The sequence below is a fragment of the Anabaena cylindrica UHCC 0172 genome (assembly GCF_034931625.1).
Taxonomy (GTDB): domain Bacteria; phylum Cyanobacteriota; class Cyanobacteriia; order Cyanobacteriales; family Nostocaceae; genus Anabaena; species Anabaena cylindrica_A.
The window spans coordinates 1-19,509 of sequence record NZ_JAYGGY010000040.1 but is presented as its reverse complement, the minus strand read 5'-3'; the positions used below and the strand labels follow the sequence as shown (position 1 = coordinate 19,509).

The 19,509-nt window shown below is 38.3% G+C and carries 18 protein-coding genes; 4 read left to right on the top strand and 14 right to left on the bottom strand.

The window, feature by feature from the left end; translation table 11 throughout:
- Nucleotides 1–65: 65 nt before the first annotated feature.
- From VB713_RS11550 to psbQ, 4 genes are all read right to left on the bottom strand, one after another.
- On the bottom strand, nt 66–362 hold the full coding sequence (locus VB713_RS11550; protein ID WP_323311699.1) for a GIY-YIG nuclease family protein: 297 nt from the start codon (nt 360–362) through the stop codon (nt 66–68).
- Between the two features lie 403 nt (nt 363–765).
- On the bottom strand, nt 766–1,617 hold the full coding sequence (locus VB713_RS11545) for an alpha/beta fold hydrolase (protein WP_323311698.1): 852 nt from the start codon (nt 1,615–1,617) through the stop codon (nt 766–768).
- A gap of 268 nt (nt 1,618–1,885) precedes the next feature.
- Complete coding sequence (locus VB713_RS11540) at nt 1,886–3,037, bottom strand: FAD-dependent oxidoreductase (protein WP_323311697.1); 1,152 nt, start codon at nt 3,035–3,037, stop codon at nt 1,886–1,888.
- Between the two features lie 266 nt (nt 3,038–3,303).
- Nucleotides 3,304–3,759: a photosystem II protein PsbQ gene (psbQ, locus tag VB713_RS11535; RefSeq protein WP_323311696.1), complete on the bottom strand. Its 456-nt coding sequence runs from the start codon at nt 3,757–3,759 to the stop codon at nt 3,304–3,306.
- 329 nt (nt 3,760–4,088) lie between these two features.
- Here psbQ and VB713_RS11530 point away from each other — a divergent pair, with 329 nt between their 5' ends.
- Together VB713_RS11530 and VB713_RS11525 are read left to right on the top strand one after the other, a co-directional pair.
- Entirely contained in the window at nt 4,089–4,520 is a 432-nt protein-coding gene (locus tag VB713_RS11530; protein WP_323311695.1) for a hypothetical protein, read from the top strand.
- A 600-nt stretch (nt 4,521–5,120) separates the two neighbouring features.
- Nucleotides 5,121–5,384 carry a hypothetical protein gene (locus tag VB713_RS11525; RefSeq protein WP_323311694.1) on the top strand — a complete coding sequence of 88 codons (264 nt, stop codon included), beginning with the start codon at nt 5,121–5,123 and terminating at the stop codon, nt 5,382–5,384.
- Nucleotides 5,385–5,495: 111 nt separating this feature from the next.
- Here the strand turns inward: VB713_RS11525 and VB713_RS11520 are convergent, their stop codons facing one another.
- The 7 genes from VB713_RS11520 to VB713_RS11490 all read right to left on the bottom strand — a co-directional run bounded on the left by VB713_RS11520 (nt 5,496) and on the right by VB713_RS11490 (nt 12,915).
- Nucleotides 5,496–5,813, bottom strand: coding sequence for a HigA family addiction module antitoxin (locus tag VB713_RS11520; protein ID WP_323311693.1), 318 nt, complete (start codon nt 5,811–5,813; stop codon nt 5,496–5,498).
- A gap of 10 nt (nt 5,814–5,823) precedes the next feature.
- A complete protein-coding gene (locus VB713_RS11515; RefSeq protein WP_323311692.1) occupies nt 5,824–6,126 on the bottom strand; it encodes a type II toxin-antitoxin system RelE/ParE family toxin in 303 nt (100 codons plus the stop codon).
- A 342-nt stretch (nt 6,127–6,468) separates the two neighbouring features.
- The gene (locus VB713_RS11510; RefSeq protein WP_323311691.1) at nt 6,469–9,183 is read right to left on the bottom strand and encodes a type I secretion system permease/ATPase; all 2,715 of its coding nucleotides are present in this window, start codon (nt 9,181–9,183) and stop codon (nt 6,469–6,471) included.
- On the bottom strand, nt 9,132–9,890 hold the full coding sequence (locus VB713_RS11505; RefSeq protein WP_323311690.1) for a peptidylprolyl isomerase: 759 nt from the start codon (nt 9,888–9,890) through the stop codon (nt 9,132–9,134). Before VB713_RS11505 ends, VB713_RS11510 begins: the two co-directional genes overlap by 52 nt.
- A gap of 267 nt (nt 9,891–10,157) precedes the next feature.
- Complete coding sequence (locus tag VB713_RS11500; RefSeq protein ID WP_323311689.1) at nt 10,158–10,916, bottom strand: TIGR00297 family protein; 759 nt, start codon at nt 10,914–10,916, stop codon at nt 10,158–10,160.
- Nucleotides 10,917–11,007: 91 nt separating this feature from the next.
- Nucleotides 11,008–11,805, bottom strand: a complete 798-nt coding sequence (locus VB713_RS11495) for an Rpn family recombination-promoting nuclease/putative transposase (RefSeq protein ID WP_323311688.1) — start codon at nt 11,803–11,805, stop codon at nt 11,008–11,010.
- Between the two features lie 129 nt (nt 11,806–11,934).
- Nucleotides 11,935–12,915, bottom strand: coding sequence for an RsmB/NOP family class I SAM-dependent RNA methyltransferase (locus tag VB713_RS11490; protein ID WP_323311687.1), 981 nt, complete (start codon nt 12,913–12,915; stop codon nt 11,935–11,937).
- 212 nt (nt 12,916–13,127) lie between these two features.
- On the opposite strand from VB713_RS11490, the gene VB713_RS11485 reads away from it, so the two are divergent.
- Together VB713_RS11485 and VB713_RS11480 are read left to right on the top strand one after the other, a co-directional pair.
- Entirely contained in the window at nt 13,128–14,561 is a 1,434-nt protein-coding gene (locus tag VB713_RS11485; protein ID WP_323311686.1) for a DUF2157 domain-containing protein, read from the top strand.
- 175 nt (nt 14,562–14,736) lie between these two features.
- Entirely contained in the window at nt 14,737–15,453 is a 717-nt protein-coding gene (locus tag VB713_RS11480; protein ID WP_323311685.1) for a GDYXXLXY domain-containing protein, read from the top strand.
- Here VB713_RS11480 and VB713_RS11475 read toward each other — a convergent pair.
- The 3 genes from VB713_RS11475 to fni form a co-directional block, all read right to left on the bottom strand.
- The gene (locus tag VB713_RS11475) at nt 15,450–15,689 is read right to left on the bottom strand and encodes a hypothetical protein (RefSeq protein WP_323311684.1); all 240 of its coding nucleotides are present in this window, start codon (nt 15,687–15,689) and stop codon (nt 15,450–15,452) included. The genes VB713_RS11480 and VB713_RS11475 overlap by 4 nt on opposite strands.
- A gap of 484 nt (nt 15,690–16,173) precedes the next feature.
- Nucleotides 16,174–18,009: a signal peptide peptidase SppA gene (sppA, locus tag VB713_RS11470; RefSeq protein WP_323311683.1), complete on the bottom strand. Its 1,836-nt coding sequence runs from the start codon at nt 18,007–18,009 to the stop codon at nt 16,174–16,176.
- Between the two features lie 77 nt (nt 18,010–18,086).
- On the bottom strand, nt 18,087–19,136 hold the full coding sequence (fni, locus tag VB713_RS11465) for a type 2 isopentenyl-diphosphate Delta-isomerase (RefSeq protein ID WP_323311682.1): 1,050 nt from the start codon (nt 19,134–19,136) through the stop codon (nt 18,087–18,089).
- Between the last annotated feature and the right edge of the window lie 373 nt (nt 19,137–19,509).

The following is a 19,509-nucleotide window of genomic DNA, read 5'->3' as shown; positions in this document are numbered from 1 at the left end:
TGAACGGAGTGAAGAATCTTCGAGATGCTTCGTACCTCAGCATGACAAATCTATTGTACAGGAATTTACTCTGCATACCATTCAATACTCAAGTCTTGCCAATTAGGATTTATAGATTCAATTAATAATATTTTCTTAGACCTTAACCATCCTTTTATCTGCTTCTCACGTTCGATAGCTACTTGAATATCTGAAGTTTCTTCATAGTATACGAGCTTAGTAATATTATATTTTTGCTTAAATCCTGGTATAAGTTTTTGTTTGTGTTCATATATTCTGCGTTGTAAATCATTAGTCACTCCTGTGTAAGTAGGTAGGCGAAAAAAAACAGAAGTATGTAACGAAACGTAAAGTTGCTTCAAAACCTCTTCCCTCCTGCCTTCTGCCTCCTGCCTTGTCTCAACGATAAATATTTATGCCCACCTACTTATAATGTTTTTGATTTATTGCTCATTATATAGACATAATATTGATTCATATTCTTGAAAATAACAGGTTTATTTTTTTCGGACTTTTAAATTGGTTACAAAGGATAGTGTGCAAAAAGATCCTTGTTTAGAGACGTTTTATGAAACGTCTCTAATTTGTTGGTTCTAGTATCTTATGAATTTGAAGAATGACTAAAAATTGAGATTCTTCCCTCCACTCCGTTCCGGTCAGAATGACACATCGTACTCATTTTCTAGGTTTTAAATATCCTCTAAAATGATAAGTTGAGATGCTTCGTACTTCAGAATGACAAATCATATTCATGTTCTCAACTATTTAATTCGACTCTGAACGACGCACAAAGGGTAAGAGGTCTTGTAAAATCGTTTCGTGATAATGTTCTTGGGGATAATGTCCTACGTTATGGAGTTTGATGATTTCGGCATCTGGTACGGATTTTACAAAGTTTTCAGCTATATCTATAGATAGCCAAGGATCAATCATTCCCCATTGTACTAAAATTGGTTTTTGCCATTCTTTAAAACCAGTTTCTATTTCTGTCATGGCTTGTTCAAGTTGCAAATTTCTAATTGTGGAAAGCAGTCCACGACCAGATGAAGAACTTTTTAAGTAGGGTTTGCGATAAATATCTAAATCTTTATCTTCTATTCGGTAACGGCTACCACCTTCTAAGGTTCTATCAACTAAAAGGGGATCTTGTGTTATGACTTCACCTGCTAGAGGTAAACCCATTTGTTGAATTTTCCAAGGTAATTTGGCAGATGTGGAAATGGGTGTATTTAAAATTGCAATGTTGGCTATTTGTTGAGGATGTCGCAAGGCATATTGTAAACCTACTGAACCTAAATATCCTTGGACAACTAGGGAAAATCTTTCTAATTCTAAAGTTTTAACAAATGCTGCTAATGCTGTGATAAATGCGTCGGGAGTGTAAGCGAAGTCGCGTTTTTCCGGTTTACCAGAAAAGCCGTAACCTATCCAATCGGGTGCGATCGCTCTTGTTCCTTGTGCTGCCAATGCTGGTAGAATGTTTCTCCAGCTATAACTCTGGGCAACTATACCGTGTAGCAATACCACTGGCAATAAATCACTTCTACCAATCGGTTCCGCTTCCCGATAATACCATTCTAATGAATCTACTGTTATCTTATGTTCTTGTATTGACACTCTATTTTCCTATCCTGAGAATGCAACAGCACCGCACAGATGCCTTAAATACTGAATTCTCTTTTATCATCCTACAAATAGGTAATAGGATTTCTAGAAAAGAATCTCGCATATTAAGAGGTTAAGCTGTTGACTTCTATCTTAAAATCTGGTATTATTAATCTCGATAAGGAAGAACTACAATAAAATATTTTTGTGTGAATCAGGATTTACAGGATTAAATGAAGATTTAAAAATTGATGAATTAATCCTGCCAACCTATTACCGATTATTGAGAATTTTGAGGAATAATCATTTCCTGAATTGCTGAAGCTGTTGCAGGTGCGAGTAAAACGCCATTGCGATAATGACCAGTAGCCAACAAGACATTATTAAAACCAGGGAGTTGATCAATAACAGGTGCTGGACGATTTTCAGGACGGGGGCGTAAACCAGACCAAGTGCGGACAACTTTTGCTGAAACTAAATCTGGACAAAATGCGATCGCTTGTTTTTGTAAAGATTCCAGTAATTCCTTCTTTGCAGATATCTCATCAGCATCATTGGGAAATTCGACCGTTGCACCTACCCAATAATCACCATTACCCATAGGAACAAGATGGACATCATTACCAGTAATCACCGGTTGAAACTCAGGATTTCCTAAAAACCGTCCTAAACTTAGGTATAAAGCTTGCCCCAAAACCGGACGGATATACACCTTTTGATTTAATTGTGCAGTTAGTAAAGTTGAACCCAAGCCAGCTGAAACAATAAACCAATCTGCGGTGACTGTACCCTCTGACGTTTCAATAGATTTAAGTTGCTCGTTAACTGTCGGTGATATTTGTACTAATTGAGCAGATGGAACTGGGTTAATTTTGACAGCCACACCAAATTTAAATTTAACGCCATTGCGTTGAGCCGCATCTACCAAAGCTAATGTTAAAGCTGTAGGATTGAGTTGACGGTCTTGGGGAGAGTAGACAGCACCAATGATCGTGGGATGATTAATTTGTGGACAGAATTTTTGTAGTTGTTCTTTGTCCCAAACAGCTAACTGCCAACCTTGAGATTGGCGAACTTCCCGTAATCTTTCCCATTCTGTTATCACTTCCACACCACTGGTTAAAGGGTGTTCTGAGTCTTCTGACAACAGCATGACGATTCCCTGACGGTTACAAGGGATTTTGCGCCCCGTAATCCCTTCCAGTTCAGGAATCAAAGTTTCATAACGTTTAATGCTTTCTTGGCGCATTTGCCAAGCTTTGCCCTTAATTTTGTGGCTAATGACACCCATTAAAACACCGAGAGCAGCACCTGTTGAAGCTTGTGCTGGTTTATTTTGGTCGAAAACAGTGATATTTAGACCTTTAACTTGACTCAGTTGATAGGCGATAGTCGCCCCAACTACGCCACAACCAATAATTACTATATTCATGACGTTTTTTATGAAGTGAGGAGGTGAAGAATAAAGATTTGCCATCTTTACCCTATCACCCCATTACCCTAGCGTTTTGTGACTCAAGACTCATAGTAGACATCTGTGAGAAAGATTATGGAGACATTACATGGAACGTCTCTACAAGGGTTTCCAGTCACGCATATTTAATTCTGGGAGATGTCTAGTAGGTAACAGAGAAGTAGGGGAAAATTAATCAATTTTTGCCTCTTGTCTTTTGCCCTCTTCCCTGTCACTATCACCTGTTAGCTGTCACCTGCTTCTGGAATCAGTTGTAGGAACTTGTCAATATCGACAAAAGCATCTTTGTAGCTACTCAAGGCCAAACTAGTGTTACCGACCTTAGCAGCTTGGTCAATTTTTACCAAGTGGCTTAAAAAATCCTTGCTGATTTGTCTGGCTTGAGGTTGGTCTTGGGGTAACAAATTGGGGATAACGTAAGTCATATTTAACCTAGCCTCTGTAATTGGGCCATGGATAAAATTGCCGACATCAATCCATTCACTGCTTTTAATCAGGGTTTTGAGTTCTTCTGAGCGATCGCGCACCACCTCAATATCAGGAACATATACCTGAATTTTCGCCAGTTGATCTGGTGTGTAAGTTGGAGGTGCAGTAGCAACACTAGGACCGCCACAGCTGATCAGGAATGTAGTCACTAGTACGAGAATCAGTGATAAAATAGAGCGTTGACGCACCATAAACGGAAATTAATTTACTATTTGTTTGCGGCTTTACAGTGTCATTTTAGATCGCTACTGTTATTTATCGTTCTAGTCAACAAAGGTTTTTACAAAAAATACTCCAACTTGACTAAAACTTGCTACCAACTCAATCAAAAGGCAGAGTTGTTAGTGCTAGAGAAGATTTTTTTAGTATAATTACTCAAAGAAATGTGAGGAAATCATAATTAACAGTTGCTAAATTTCCAATCTTCTTGATAAGCTAAAACACCAATAAGATAAACTTTATCAGCGTTTTTCTGTTTTCACATCCCCATAAGCTGATGCAAGATTAGGAGTATTTTGTCGTGAACGCAGCTGAACAGACAACAAACTTTGAACTCACCAGCAAGATTGCTACGGTAGTTAATTTGTTCAAATTAGAGTTTCCTGATGCCAAATCCGATCTTAAACCTTGGAAGAATGATCCAGAAACCAGGGAATTAGTAGATCCAGATTCCATAGATATTGGTTTTCATTTTCCGGGAATCAGCAAATCTTGGCGCAGTCGCAGTATTTTAATTCAAATCCGTTTTTATCAAGATCCTATCAATCAATCCAAGCGGGCGATTGGTGTTGAAGCATCTGGATTTGACCATCGTGGACAAGTTTGGCGACTATCAACAGTAGAACAATGGAATTTTGTTGGTGAGTCTACACCTTCCCCTTTAGTTGGGGATAAGCTTAAAGAAATTTGCAGACAAATCTTAGAAATATTTAACCTCAATTCCGCTTTATAAACCCTTATTAAACAAAAACTTCATCTTCTGCCTTCAACACTATCGCTAAAAGTAACTTATGCGTGAATAGTGAAAAATTAGATTTGCTAATTTATATTTTCAAGCAGCCATAAATAACATATAGTATTTCCTAGTCTAATGAAGTACAAAATTATCTGCGTACCCTGCGGGAAGCAAGCTATATCTGCGTCCATTTGCGTTTAATTATTACTGCTTGTACCTCACTTGAATGGCAATACTGCTCGGTTAAGAATTTTTGTAGGTTGGGTTGAACGATAGTGAAACCCAACAAATGCCTGTAAATGTTGGGTTTCGTTCCTCAACCCAACCTACATAATTTCATTTTTTGAGCTTAACCGACAAGTATTGACTTGAATGGGAATTGCTATAGTAGTTACCACGTAGGCAAGAATATACAGTGATTATAAACTCACACACCAAAATAATTTCAACCGTTTTCCCTATTCCCTACTATAACTGTTAACTGATAACAGAAATATCTATATTTTTCTGGCATAAATAAATTCTGCAAGTCAAATTGATTAGCGTGTAAACATTCCCAGGGTGTTATCTGCCACAAACACCACACCGAGGAAATATATGCGCTTTTTCCCCTATAGTAAACAACGCAATTTTTCTGTTTTATTTGCTGTTAAATGTGTCAGCTTCACATTTTTTTTTGGAACTTTAATCTTTGGTGGTTTTTATACAGGTTCTTTCATGATCTCTTATGTTACATCCAGCTTAAACACTATTCACCCTACCTCAATTCCTGGTATTAAAGACCCAGAAAAATGTGAGCATACAGGTAGAGTTTGGCAAGATGATAAATGTTGGGATTATCAACATAATCCTACATTCTAATCACTATTTTTCCGGTTGCTTCTACATAGCTATCATCCATCTTTTATGCCTTTCTTCCCAATTGAATCTGTATAAATAACCCGGCATTATCATTACCCGCAAATTGGGTTATTAACAGAATACAGTCACTTGGTTATCGTCAGATAATATTCGAGGAGAAATAGTTGCCTGAATTTCTTCACCCTTTTTTTGTTCAGCTAGTCTAAGTTCATAATTTTTTTGTAAATTCATCCACAACTCAGCACCAGTACCAAACCATCGTCCTAATCGTAATGCAGTATCCGCAGTAATTGCCCTTTGACCATTAATTATTTCAGTAATTCGATTTGTGGGTACATGAAGAATCCGGGCTAACTCGCTAGCGCTCATTTGCAATTCATCAAGTTCATCAGCAAGAATTTTTCCAGGATGAATGGGTGGACGTGCCATATTTTCTCCTTTAAGAATGATAGTCTGTAATTTCGATATTGAAAGGTTTAGATTCCTCCTCTGGCCAATTGAAACAAATTCGCCATTGTTTATTTATCCGAATACTATACTGACCTTTGCGATCTCCTTCTAAAGACTCAAAATGGTTGCTTGGTAATTTCATTAGAGATTCTTTGTTAATAGCGGCTTCTAATATATCAAGTCGTTTATATGCTTGATCACGAAAAGCCTGAAACTCTTTGACTCTTTCACCTAAAGCAAATTTCTCCGTCCTTTTATCTTTAAATTTGGGATATTGATCTGACGGAGACATAAATTAATAGAGGCAGATATTATGCATTACGTAATTCATATTTTATTTAGCATAGCATAAATTAACATCGTGTAGGTTCTATTTTCAATAATTTAAGTATTTTTTTTATAATTAGATATATCAATCATTTTTAATAAAGCACAAAAAGCATTAATGATCAGATACAAAGCAGTAATATAGCATTTCCTAGTCTAGTGAAGTACAAAATTATCTGCGTTTATCTGCGTTTATCTGCGTCCATCTGCGTTTAATTATTACAGCTTGTACCTCACTTGAATGGTAATTGCTATATCAGAAACTTAAAATTCGTAGCGACTGTCTTGAAAGTCGCCACGAATATTGTTAAATATTAGCCTGTTGTCGTTGATAAAGTGACCAGTATAATCCCTTTTGTTTTAATAACTCCGCGTGTGTTCCCTGTTCTGCAATCACACCTTTTTCCATGACTAATATTAAATCAGCACGTTTGAGAGGTGCGAAACGGTGAGCTATTAAAAACACGGTACGGTTTGCAGAAACTTTTTGCAAATTCTGTAATACTTGCTGTTCTGTTTCACTATCTAAGGCGCTGGTAGCTTCATCTAAAATCAAAATTGGCGCAGTAGAAAGAAACAGTCTTGCTAAAGCTATCCGCTGTCTTTGTCCACCAGATAAAGCTGTACCTCTTTCACCAACATTATTTTCGTATCCATAAGGTAATTGACTGATAAAATCATGGGCTACGGCTAATCTTGCAGCCTCTACAACTTCTTCTGCGGTAATATCTGGATTTCCTAAAGAGATATTTTCCAAGATAGAACCGTTAAATAGAAAGTCTTCTTGGAGAACTACGGCGATTTGTTGTCGTAAAGATGCTAAATCAGCACTTTTGATGTCAAAACCATCAATAAGAATGCGTCCTGATTCAATTTGATATAGACGTTGCAAAATTTTGGAAAGGGTACTTTTTCCAGAACCACTACGTCCGACAATTCCTACAAATTGTCCTGGTTCGACATTAAAAGAAATTCCTTTTAATACGGGTTCAGTGTTGGCATTGTAGCGGAAGAAAACTTGGTCAAAGCTAACTTCACCTTTTAGCGGTGGTAAGACTAAACCTGTTCCTGCTTCGGTTTCGGGTGCGGCGTTGAGAATGTCACCAATTCGGTCTACAGATAGTAAAACCTGTTGAAGATTTTGCCACAACTGCACTAGGCGCAATAGGGGTCCTGTGACTCTGCCTGATAACATTTGAAAAGCGATTAATTGACCAACTGTAAGTTGATGATCAATTACTAATTTTGCACCAAACCAAAGTATTATTAGTGTAGAAAAGTTGGTGAGAAAGTCACCAATATTACTGCTAATATTAGATGTTGTGGAAGCTTTAAAACTGGTGCGAATAAAGCGAGCAAATAAGCCTTCCCAGCGATCGCGTGCTACTGGTTCTGCTGCGTGGGCTTTGACTGAATGGATACCAGTAATTGTTTCTACAAGAAAAGACTGACTATCCGCACTCCGGTTAAAGGTTTCGTTCAACCAATTCCGCAAAATCGGTGTCGCCACAATTGTCAAAGTCGCAAATAACGGTAATACGGCTAAAGCCACAAAGGTGAGGGGAATGTTGTAATAAAACATCAATCCCAAATACACCACCGCAAAGATGCTATCCAGAATCACCGTTAAAGCCGTACCTGTGAGGAATTGGCGGATTTGTTCCAGTTCCTGTACCCTGGCGATTGTGTCTCCCACTCTCCTCGACTCAAAATAAGCCAAAGGTAAACGCATTAAATGGCGGAAAAGTTGAGCCGATAAACTCAAATCCAAACGTCGTGCGGTGTGGGTAAAGATGAATAGGCGCAGGATTCCCAGGATAGATTCAAATATAGCGACTAACAAAAGTGCGATCGCCATTACGTCCAGAGTAGCTAAACTCTCCTGCACCATCACCTTATCAATGATGACTTGGGTAATCAGCGGTGTCGTTAACCCCAACAACTGCAACGTAAAGGAAGCCAGCAATACTTCACTCAACAATACCCGATACTTCCAAACTGCGGGAGTGAACCAAGAAAGGTTAAATTTTTCTTGTTTGGAAACTAGTTCAGCTTGCCAAATTTGTCCATCCCAAGCAGCTTCTACTACAGACTGGGTTAAATATTCACACTCAAAATTGAGAGGATTAGCAATAATTAAACTATTGCCTTTCATCCCATAAGCCACTACCCAAGAAGGAGTTTTGATTTCTGCCGATTTCCACAGCAACAAAGCGGGAAATGACAACTGTCTTAATTCACCCCAACTTACTCGCAACTTTCGTAAAACTAACCCTAACTTTTCCCCTGCTTCTACAAGATTTTTGGGGCGTTGTCCTCGAATTTGACGTTGCACCCATTCCAATTGCACCGCATTATTTAAATATTGCGCCACCATTGTTAAACAAGCAGCGCCAGTATTCCCACTCGCTACAAAAGGATAAGAAGGTGAAGAAGGTGACAGGTGAGAGGTGCTACGCCACGGTGACAGTGAAGAAGTTGAAGAAGTTGAAGATGAATAATATGCTTCCTCTCCCCTATCACCTATTTCTTCCCTCTTCCTTCTCTCACCTGTAACCTGTTCCCTGTCACCTATTTCTTCCCCTGTCAAATTCCAAAATTCATCAATTTGAGGAGTGGAAAACTTTGCCCATAGTGCTGAACTCCAACACACAACAACAACTTCCTTACTAGCAGCTACAGCTTTACAATCAATGAATAACTTTTGACAATCACCAAACCAATTTCCTTCCTGTAGGGTAGCTAAAGATTTACTAACATCATCTCGTAAGCGGACTTTACCTGTAACAATAAAAAATTGATTATCTCCTGCTGCTTGTGACCAAATTTTTTCCCCAAGTTTGTATTGACGGATTTCGGACTGATTTTTTAATTGGGTTTTTTGTTCAGGAGTCAGCCAGCATAATGGTGGTTGATCCCAAGGCATAGCAGCTAAGATATTTACTTCTAAAGATTGATTATCCAGAATATTTAGCTCACTTGTAATTTTACTGTCAGATTTTGAATTTTCTCCCCTAGCCATTGTTCAAATAACTCATTTTGTAGTGATTGTTTAAGTTGAACATTTTCTAAAGATGCTGGCAGAATGTTTTCTAATCTAAACAAACTAAACCGCCCTTCTAATTCGATTGGGCCTATTAATTGACCGATATTTATCGCATCCACAGCCGCCCTCAGCATATCCGGTAAACTACCCCGACTAAGTGGACCCATCATGCCATTAAAAACTCGCTCATCTGCCAATGAATACTCTTTTGCTAGTTGCTCAAAACTACTTCCTTCTTCAATTTGTGTTTGTAGTTCTTCAGCGAGTTCTCGATTATCAACCATAATTCGAGAAAGTACAACTCGATCTAAGTAAATCTTCCGTTCAATAAAGTATTCTGATAGTTTTGCTTCGGCGATTAAAGCCTTCAGCTTTTCTAATTTGAAGCTGAAAGTAACTGATGCCAGAAATGTGGCATAGTCAGTACCATTATTTTTTAACCATTCTTGAAAATTATTGGGATCAGTAAGTTGATTTTTGAGTCGATAATCAATAATTGTTTGTTCAATTAATCCTGTACTGATATCTATGTCATCTCGTGTTTCTAGTTCGTTTTCTATTATGTATTGACGTAGCACATCACTAATAAACTGATTTAGTTTACCAGAGACTTGTAAATACTTGACTACTTGAGAAAGGTCAATTTGCTCGTCGTTGACAGTCAAAAATGATGAAGATTCCATGAAATAAATATGATGAAGCCACTAAAAATATATACAACTTTTCCATTAAATAATAGATAAAACCGCAGGAAATTACGGTTCACAATGATAAAGATTTTGTGAATTAAATATTGCAAAAATAAATAATTATAAAATTAACCGAAAATACTTAAGTTACGCAAACAAGTAAATACAAGAATTCATTTAAAAATTAGTATTTTATAATGCCATGAATATAAAAAAAACAGCAAATTTGCTGCCATATTTTATTCGGATTTCGGTAAAATTTTAAACAAATATGCTTTTCCAAATCAAGGCAATGACAATAGCTGCAACTGCGCCAATCAGCGTATTGACGATATTTACAACTTCATTAGTGAGCCAAGTATATTTAGATTGTAAGGTTGCACCAATGACACTTTCTAAATTTGTAGCAATAAAGGCGGCTATAACACACCAAGCAATTCCGAGGATATCAATTAAATTCACTCCCCAAGCCACAAGTGCGATCGCAACCGATCCTACCACACCGGCTAAAGTCCCCTCCAAACTAACCGCCCCTTCTGTTCCCCTAGCCACAGGTTGCAGCGTCGTAATCAAAAAGGTACTCTTCCCATAAGCCTTACCAACTTCACTCGCAGTCGTGTCAGATAGCTTAGTGCTGAAACTCGCCACATAACCCAAAACTAGCAAAGATTGGAAACTGGGTACAACCAACACTCCCACAGCGCACAAAGCCCCAACTAACGCTGAACCCCAAACGTTTTCTGGTCCCCTAGCACCAGAACGCTTTTCTGCAATCCCTGCGGCTTCCTTCTGCGCCATGCCAATGCGTGTTACCCCAGAACCGACAATAAAATAAAACACTACCACTAGATATCCTTGCCAACCTAGTGTCCCCCAAATGATAATTCCCAATAACCATGCATGGAATATACCCGCCGGGGTGAGCAATTTTTTAGGAATAATCGCCACTATCCCCAACAAAATCGCATTTAAGACAACGCCAACTATCCAAGGGTTAAAAGACTCAATTAAAGATAACATCGGTGATAAATTGTGAGTATTTTTAGGGTTTTTATGGAAATAACATCATTTTATACTTGTTTACCACAAATTTATCGTCATCGTAGATGCCTTAGTCCTGCCTATCCTGCTTTTTAAGGGCTTGTCGTACCACTTCGATTTTTAATTCTAGTGCTTCGGCAATTTGTTCTATACTCAAACCCATTTTCAAAAGACGAGGAATTGCTTCTAACTTAGTGTTTAGCTTAGTTTCTTCCTGAACTTCTTCCTTAACTTCTTGATAAAATCTGGTTTGTCGCCATTCTGTTAATCCAAACATTGTTTCTAACTCCTGACGGCTATAGGTGGAAAACTTGTAAATTAGCATTCTTTCTACTAATTCTAAAAGATAACGACTGTTGGCCGCATCTGCTTGTTGTACTAAATTAATTAAACTTCTTGCTGTTTGTACTGCTTCATCTTCAGGTGCAACTACTAATTGAATAATTCCTAAACCAATTGAAGTTGATGTATCAGTTAATTCATCTAAATAAACTACATGAATTTGTCCAGTAGCTAGTGACGTTTGATATGCAAAGGGAATACCAGGATCAAGACTCCGTTTAGCCCACAATACTACAGCTTGCCATTTTTTATCAGGTTTATACTGGTTTAAATACAGAAATACTTCGGTAATCAACCGCCAGTATAAATCATCATCATTTTGAAATTGGACTTCAACAAAATAAATCGGATCTTCTGGGTACTCGACTTTGGGTAGAAATACACCATCTATGCGACGTGCTAGTTCTTTAATTTCTACTGATGAAAATTCATAGTGTGCAGCTAGTTCGGGTGATTTTTCCAGCAGTTCAAATAAAACGCTGGGGAGATTTTGCAGGAGTGTGTAGAATATCGTGTCTGTCTTCATTTATGTTGAATAAGTTTTTTGGTTCGTATCTCTCTCTCAATAAAAAGCGATTGACATTATCATGTGAAACATCTCCCATACTCATTACTAGACGACTCTTATTTATCAATCCACTATTTTGTTATTCTGTCAATTTGTAAGTTCTAAATTTTTGATTTCCATATTTTTATAAATATACATTGAAGAAATAGCATCTAAATCCATCTCTTTCCTTTCACCCTCATCTGCATTTTGAAATAATGCAGTAAATGCACCCGCACCTAAACCATCTTGCGGAAACATCCGATAACAAGGAATGGTACTTAAATGTGATTGATATTGTGATAAATAATTAACTTCCACAGCTTTAAATTGAGGAAACTTTTCTAAAAACCATTCACACACTTGCTCATTTTCTTCTGGGGAATAAGTACAAGTCATATAAGATAAATAACCTTGAGGAGCGACCATTTGCCCTGAGTTGGCAATAATACGTTTTTGGCGATTTGCACTTTTATTAATTGATGTAGGATGAAAACATCCCGGTGCTTTTTCACCTTTAGCTAATAAAGATTGCCCTGTACAAGGTGCATCCACTAGGACTAAATTACTAGACAGAGAAAACATTTCTGCCAAAATACTAGAATCTCGATTTACCACACCACTAGGTTGAATCTGACAACGTTTCAAGTTAGAAATGAGCATCCCTAAACGCTTCCCAATCACTTCATTACTGATCAGTAAATCAGGTTGTAATGCTTGCCAAGCAAAAACACTCTTACCCCCTGGTGCAGCGCACATATCAAACACTAAAGGTACTGATTGATCGATAGTTAACAAAATAGAAGCAGCAAATACAGAAGAAAAATCCAAACAATAAAAATATCCTTGTTGATGGAGGAGATGTTGACCGGGTTTTTGACCTAAGTGTAAACGGTCTACAAAATTGGGTTGCCAGGATATGGAATTTTCCATCATAAAAGGAGAATCTTCTGGCTTGTTCTTACACCACAAAATACAAGGTAAAAAAGGTTTAGGATTAACTAAAGCCTCTATAAACTTTGCTTGTTCATCAACATTATCAAATAACCGACGCGAAACTTTAAGTAATAAATTTGAAGGCTTTTCCATCTTTAAGTATTTAGGAACTTTAGCTAATTAGAACAATATTAAAACTGTTACACCAGAACAGTGTAATCAAGGTATTTAGCTGCATACTGAAAAGATAATGACCACCATTTAGATTGCGTTTGCGAAGCGCGTTCAGCGCGGCTTCTGGCCTTTGGCTAGAAGCTAACCGTGTTTTGACACTTGCTAAACTAACCCATTGCACCGGAGAGGTCATGATCCCAGACAATTTTCCGAAAAAACTCCGCCAGGAAGCAAAACTTTGGCGAGATGAAGGACTTATTAGTTCTTCTCAACACCAGCAACTATCAGACCGTTATCAATTTAACAAAATAGAAGCGGCTGCACGAGAAAATTCTGGCTTAATTGCTATTGCCGCAGGTGGCTTACTTTTAGGATTAGGCATAATTATCTTTGTAGCAGCAAATTGGCAAACATGGTCAAGAGAAGTCAAGTTTATCTTGTTAATGAGTTGGTTTCTGTCTACTGCTATCACGGGTTTTTATACTTGGAGAGAACCAACACTCAAGAAATCTGAAAATAAAAAGCCACAACGCGGCAAACGTCTACTAGGAGAGGGGTTGCTAATTCTCAGCGCCTTTATTTTAGGGGCAACTTTAATGCTGATGGCGCAAATATTCAATATTAGCGGTTCATCTGCTGAGTTATTTTTGGCTTGGGGGTTCGGTGTTTTAGTGATGGCCTATAGTCTGTCGCTAAATTCTTTAGGTATTTTAGCCATTGTCCTCATCCAAATTGGTTATTGGATAGGACTTAGAGAGTTTTTGTCCTCTCCTAATGAGTTGAGTTGGGCGCGGTTAGCAGTGCGACATATGCCCCTGCTTTCATGGTTGGCGTTTGTTCCTTTAGCCTATGTCTGCCGTTCACGGTGGATTTTTGGGTTGGCTGCTGTAGCCTTTACTGTTTCTTTGCAATATAATCTCAACCCATTACCACTGGCAAATTTTTCTTCTAATGTAGTTCCTTGGGTGGCATCTTTTGCTTTAGCACTCCCACCGTCATTACTCTGGAGTTATGATGACTTGCTTTTCCCTACGGTTCATTACAGGTTATTTCAACCTCTAGCCCGTAATTTAGCCTTGGTGTGTTTTGGTGTAGTCTTCTATTTGTTATCTTTCCGTTGGCAATGGCAATCTTTTGGTTTTGGTAATTCGGTAACAAATTCCTTGAACGTGTTCCAGTCTTTGCCAATAATTGATTTGGGAATTATCAGCGGATTGGCAGTTTTGCAGTGGTTATTTCTGTTTCGTCATCGTAATAATCCTACCCGCAAGGAAGTATTTTTTACGATCACTGTCATTATCATTTTTCTCAGCTTTATTGTCATAGTACCTTTTTGGCATCAAGCTATTAGTCGTATTACTGAACTGGGCATTTTTGTTTTCAATGTCCTGTTGACAACATTAGTTTGGGGACTGATTCAAGAAGGAATGAAGTTAAATAACAGATTTTCTTTTTGGTGCGGTATGCTATTGTTTGTTTTGCAAATTATCAGCCGCGTGTTAGAGTACGATACCGATTTATTGTTTAGATCACTGGTATTTGTATTATGCGGTTCTGGTTTGATTTCTGGGGGTCTTTGGTTTGAACGTCATTTACATGAACGTCCTGCTACTAAGAAACAGTAAGGAAGCTGTTTAGCTAGAATTAACAGATATACTAAATCTCTGCGTTAAAAATCCTATTAGTTATTGGTCATTAGTTATTGGTCATTGGTCATTGGTCATTGGTCATTGGTCATTGGTCATTGGTCATTGGTTATTAACAAGTGACAACTAAACAAACTCTAAGCAATTAATTATCATGACAAATCAATCACCTGAATCGAAGAAAACCTTAAGTCCAGAGAAGGAGTTTTCTGAAAAGTTGACTTTTCGGGATTACTTGATAGCCACTGAACAAAAGGCTAATGAGCCGCTACCAATTTGGCGGTTAATAGTACCTTTAATGGTACAAATTGGCCTAATTCTGGCGGTTCCAACTCAAGCGATGTATACAGATGTTGCTGGTAAGTCGGTGGTTTTGCAAACTTTACCTGTATCTTCTAATAATTTGCTGCGGGGTTCTGCTTTAACGCTTGATTATAATATATCCCGCAGCGCAACTTTGAGAAGATTACCTGGTTGGAGAGATTGGGTAAGACAAAATTCCTTGAGAAACTCACAAGTAACTCAGGGTAGTGTCTTGTATTTAACTTTGCAAGAACAACAATCTTTTAATCGTGATGTGGGTATTCCCAGGGCTTGGAGGCCAGTGCGGGTAAGTAGCAGTCGGCCTCAGAACTTACGCAATAATCAGGTAGCTTTAAAGGGTAATTATCAAGATGGTTTGATTAATTACGGTTTGGAAAACTATTACATTTCTGAAGAACAAAGACAGCAGATCAATAATGATCTGTTGGAAACACAGGAAAGCAGAAATGGGCGGAGATCGCCGATATTGGTAAGAGTGAAAGTTGATCCTCAAGGTAATGCTGTGCCTACGAGTATGTGGATAGGCGATCGCAATTATAACTTTTAGTCTTGGTGGCGTAAATTCCAGGCTGCACCGCCAGCAGCCCCAGCCCCGGCTAATAATCCAGTACTCATACCTTGAATAGTTTTTTCTACTAGGTTTTGAGTCAGGCATTCGCTGCTGATTGTATCAGCACTCAAGCACATTTTGCTTTCTGCCCAAGCCAAAGTTCCGCCTAAGATGACACCAGATATACTACAGGAAACAACGAGGAATAATAGGCGCTTATTTTTTCTATCCATAGATGGATGCTTAAAATAGAAGAATGAGGTATGTTCACCAACTACTTTACACACTTTTTGCAATTTGGCAATAGGTGAAAGGATGAACAGGATGAATAAATATATAATTTGTCTGAATTTTGTCTGAATCAGGATGTTCAGGATTAAAGGATTAACAGGATTAATAAATACATCATTTGTCTGAATCAGGATGTCCAGGATTAAAGGATTAACAGGATTAATAAATATATCATTTGTCTGAATCAGGTGGTTATTGAGTGAAATCGAGATAATGTCCAGGATTAAAGGATTAACAAATACATCATTTGTCTGAATAAATCTAAAACTTAGATATATTCAGAGTTTGAAGGTTAAAAAAGTGAATCAGGTACAAGAAATAAGCGTTGAAACTACCAAAAACCTATCACTTGACCAGATTCAAGATTATTCTTCTAATTCTTCATCCTGATTCCTGACTCCTAGCCCACTAAATATTTGAATTAGGTTAGTCAATTTTCAAGTTGAAAGGTAAGCGGGCGTAGACTCCTTGAGGATCGTTCATTTTGTTCAAGATTGAAATTTCTTGTTGTAATTTCTCAAATTCTGCTAAAAGCGGATTAGCTGATTGGGGTTGAGTTTTTTCAATCCCTAATTTTGCTTGCGCTTCTTGTACTTTCCGCCCAAAAAACCGCTCTTCTAAAGTTGTCACTCGTGGATATTCCTGTAATTCCCAATTATTGCCTAATTTTGCTGCTTTGGCAGCATATTCAATGGCGACATTAAGACCACCAATTTCATCAACTAAACCGATTTGCTTTGCTGCTGCACCTGACCAAACTCGTCCTTGGGCAATTTCTGCTACTTTTTGTTGGGGTAGCTTTCGACCTTGGGCAACTTTATTGATAAACATATTATAAATGCGGTTAACACTGCGCTGATATAGTGCTAATTCTTGGGGGGATTTGGGACGAGCAACTGTTTGGTTATCGGCATATTTTGCAGTTTTGACTGTATCCCAGGTGATGCCGTTGTTATTGGCTAGTTTTTCACCGTTAAATAGTACGCCGAAGACACCTATAGAGCCTGTGATGGTGTTGGGTTCGGCAAAAATGCGGTTGGAGTCGCTGGCTATCCAATAACCACCAGAGGCGGCGACATCACCCATTGAGACGATGACTGGTTTAACTTGTCGAGTTAATTTTATTTCTCGTTGTATGACTTCGGATGCCGTGGCGCTACCACCAGGGCTGTTAATCCGTAAAACGACAGATTTGACATCTTTATCTTGGCGGATTTTATTGAAGATTTTAGCAAAGCGATCGCCCCCTATCTCTCCATTGTCTCCTTGACCATCGACTATTTCCCCTTCTGCATAGATGATGGCAATTTTATTTTCTGAGTTGCGTTCTACACCCATTGATTTACCGGAAACTTCGGCATAGTCACTGATGTTAATTTGTCGGAAGCTTTTATCGTCTTTATCACTAGCAGTTAATTTTTTTAGGTCAGTCACTACTTGATCTAAGTAGGCTATCTGATCTACTAAACCATCGCTTTTAGCTGTGTTAGCTTCTAGAATAGCTTGACTATCTGCGATCGCTTGCAATTTCTGTGGTTGAATTTTCCGGCTTGTCCCAACAGATGTCCGCCATTCTCCCCACACGTCATCTAATAATTTCTGGGTTTGTTGTCGATTTTCTGGACTCAGCTTGTTGAGTATAAACGGTTCTACTGCTCCTTTAAATTTTCCTACTCGGACTACTTGAACACCTATACCATATTTCTGCAATGCTCCTGTCAAAAACATTGGTTGTGAACTCAAACCGTTGATTTCTATTAGTCCTACGGGATTGAGGACGATATTATTAGCTACCGAACTTAAATAATATTCCCGTTCATTCCAGTCTGTACCATAGGCGACAATTTTTTTGCCAGATCCACGAAATTTATCTAGGGCTTGACGGATTTCTTTCAGGGAAGCATAGCCGAGTCCACTAGTTGCACCTGATTTGGTAGCATCTATATAAATACCAACAATGCGCGGATCTTTTTGTGCTTTTTCTAAGGTTTCTATAACTTTGCGGAGTGTAATTCTATCTTCGTCTACTCCTGTTAAGGTTTTTTGCAGTAAGTCACTGGAACTAGGTTGACTGTCGGTGATTTTCATAGACAAGTCAAAAACCAGCATGGATTTATCTTTGACTTCTGGCCCTGTATCTTTGGAGGTAGTAGCAACGACAATCAGGAATAATAAGCCTAGAGTACTGATACCAGAAAAAATAGTCAGTCCCAGTAAGCTACCAATTAAACTAGCAAAAGTTTGTTTAAGAAAGTTAGTCATTAGTTATTAGTCATGAGTTATTGGTCTTTAGTCATTAGTAAAAAAACCAATGACTAAGGAAAGACAACCTGTTTACTTTATTGTATGCTTTGTAAACTGTCTGATTGCTTTAAGTGACACAAAGTTCTATTACCAGTACAGAATAATACGGTAGTGATTTCGGCAATTAATACTTCTACTAAGTCTTGCAGGGCTGTTTCTGATACATCTGCTGCTTGTAGGAAGGGCATTGCTAACCCGGCGATATCTGCACCGAGTGCGATCGCTTTGGCCACATCTAAGCCATGACGCAGCCCCCCAGAAGCAATTAAGGGGATTTGGGGAAACTGAGCGCGAATGCTGGTAATACACTCTGCTGTCGGTATACCCCAATCAGCAAAAGTCCTCCCCAAGCGCCGCTGCAAGGAAGTTTCCGCCCGTTCGCTTTCTACCAACGCCCAAGATGTGCCACCTGCACCAGCTACATCAATGGCTTGTATTCCAACAGATATCAGTTTTTCTGCCATTGTCGCAGAAATGCCATTTCCTACTTCTTTGGCAATTACAGGTACTGGCAATTTAGAGCATAAGTTAGCAATTTTGTCAAATAATCCCCGAAAATTGGTATCACCTCTGGGTTGAATAAATTCTTGCAGCGGGTTAATGTGTAAAATCAAAGCATCAGCTTCTAAAATATCAACAATTTGCAAACATTCATCAACGCCACATTGATAATTAAGTTGCACTGCACCCAAGTTAGCAAACAACAGCACATCGGGGGCATATTTGCGAATAGCGAAAGTTTCAGCAACTTGGGGTTTTTCCAACGCCACACGCTGGGAACCTACACCCATTGCTAGTTTATATTGTTGTGCTACTGCTGCCAAACGACTATTAATGATGCCGGCTCGTTCTGTTCCCCCTGTCATGGAGGAGATTAACAAAGGTGCGTTCAGGCTTTTTCCTAAAAAATTGGTGCTGATATCAATGTCAGTGCGATCGCATTCCGGTAAGCAACAATGGGTAAAGCGATAGCGTTCTAGCCCAGTAGTGACTTGCTGACACTGGACATCTTCCTCTAGACAGATGCGGATATGATCTGCCTTGCGATTTTGCGTTTGTGCTGAGGTACTGGTAGGAGGGTTCACAGGTAATGATTCCAAGCTTTTATCTTAATTATTGTGACAGTCCCTAGAAAATTTTCACGAATCACACAAGATTGCTATGCGAAGCTACATTCCGTTGAAACTATATTAAATTTGTTACTGCCGTTTTTTAATTAAATCAATTTCATCTTTTTTCCGCGAGATACCCATCCTTCTTCAGGGTGGGGTTATTGACTTGCATCGCATAGTGATTTAACACCACTAAAACAATAAATATGTTTCATTAAAACTTTGTGTCAAATTAAGTAATAATACTATGGACTTAATTATACAAAAACAAGAAGATAACAGATGACTATTCAATAGACATCTCCGAAAAACAATTAAATTATGCTATAAGAATATAAAATAATAT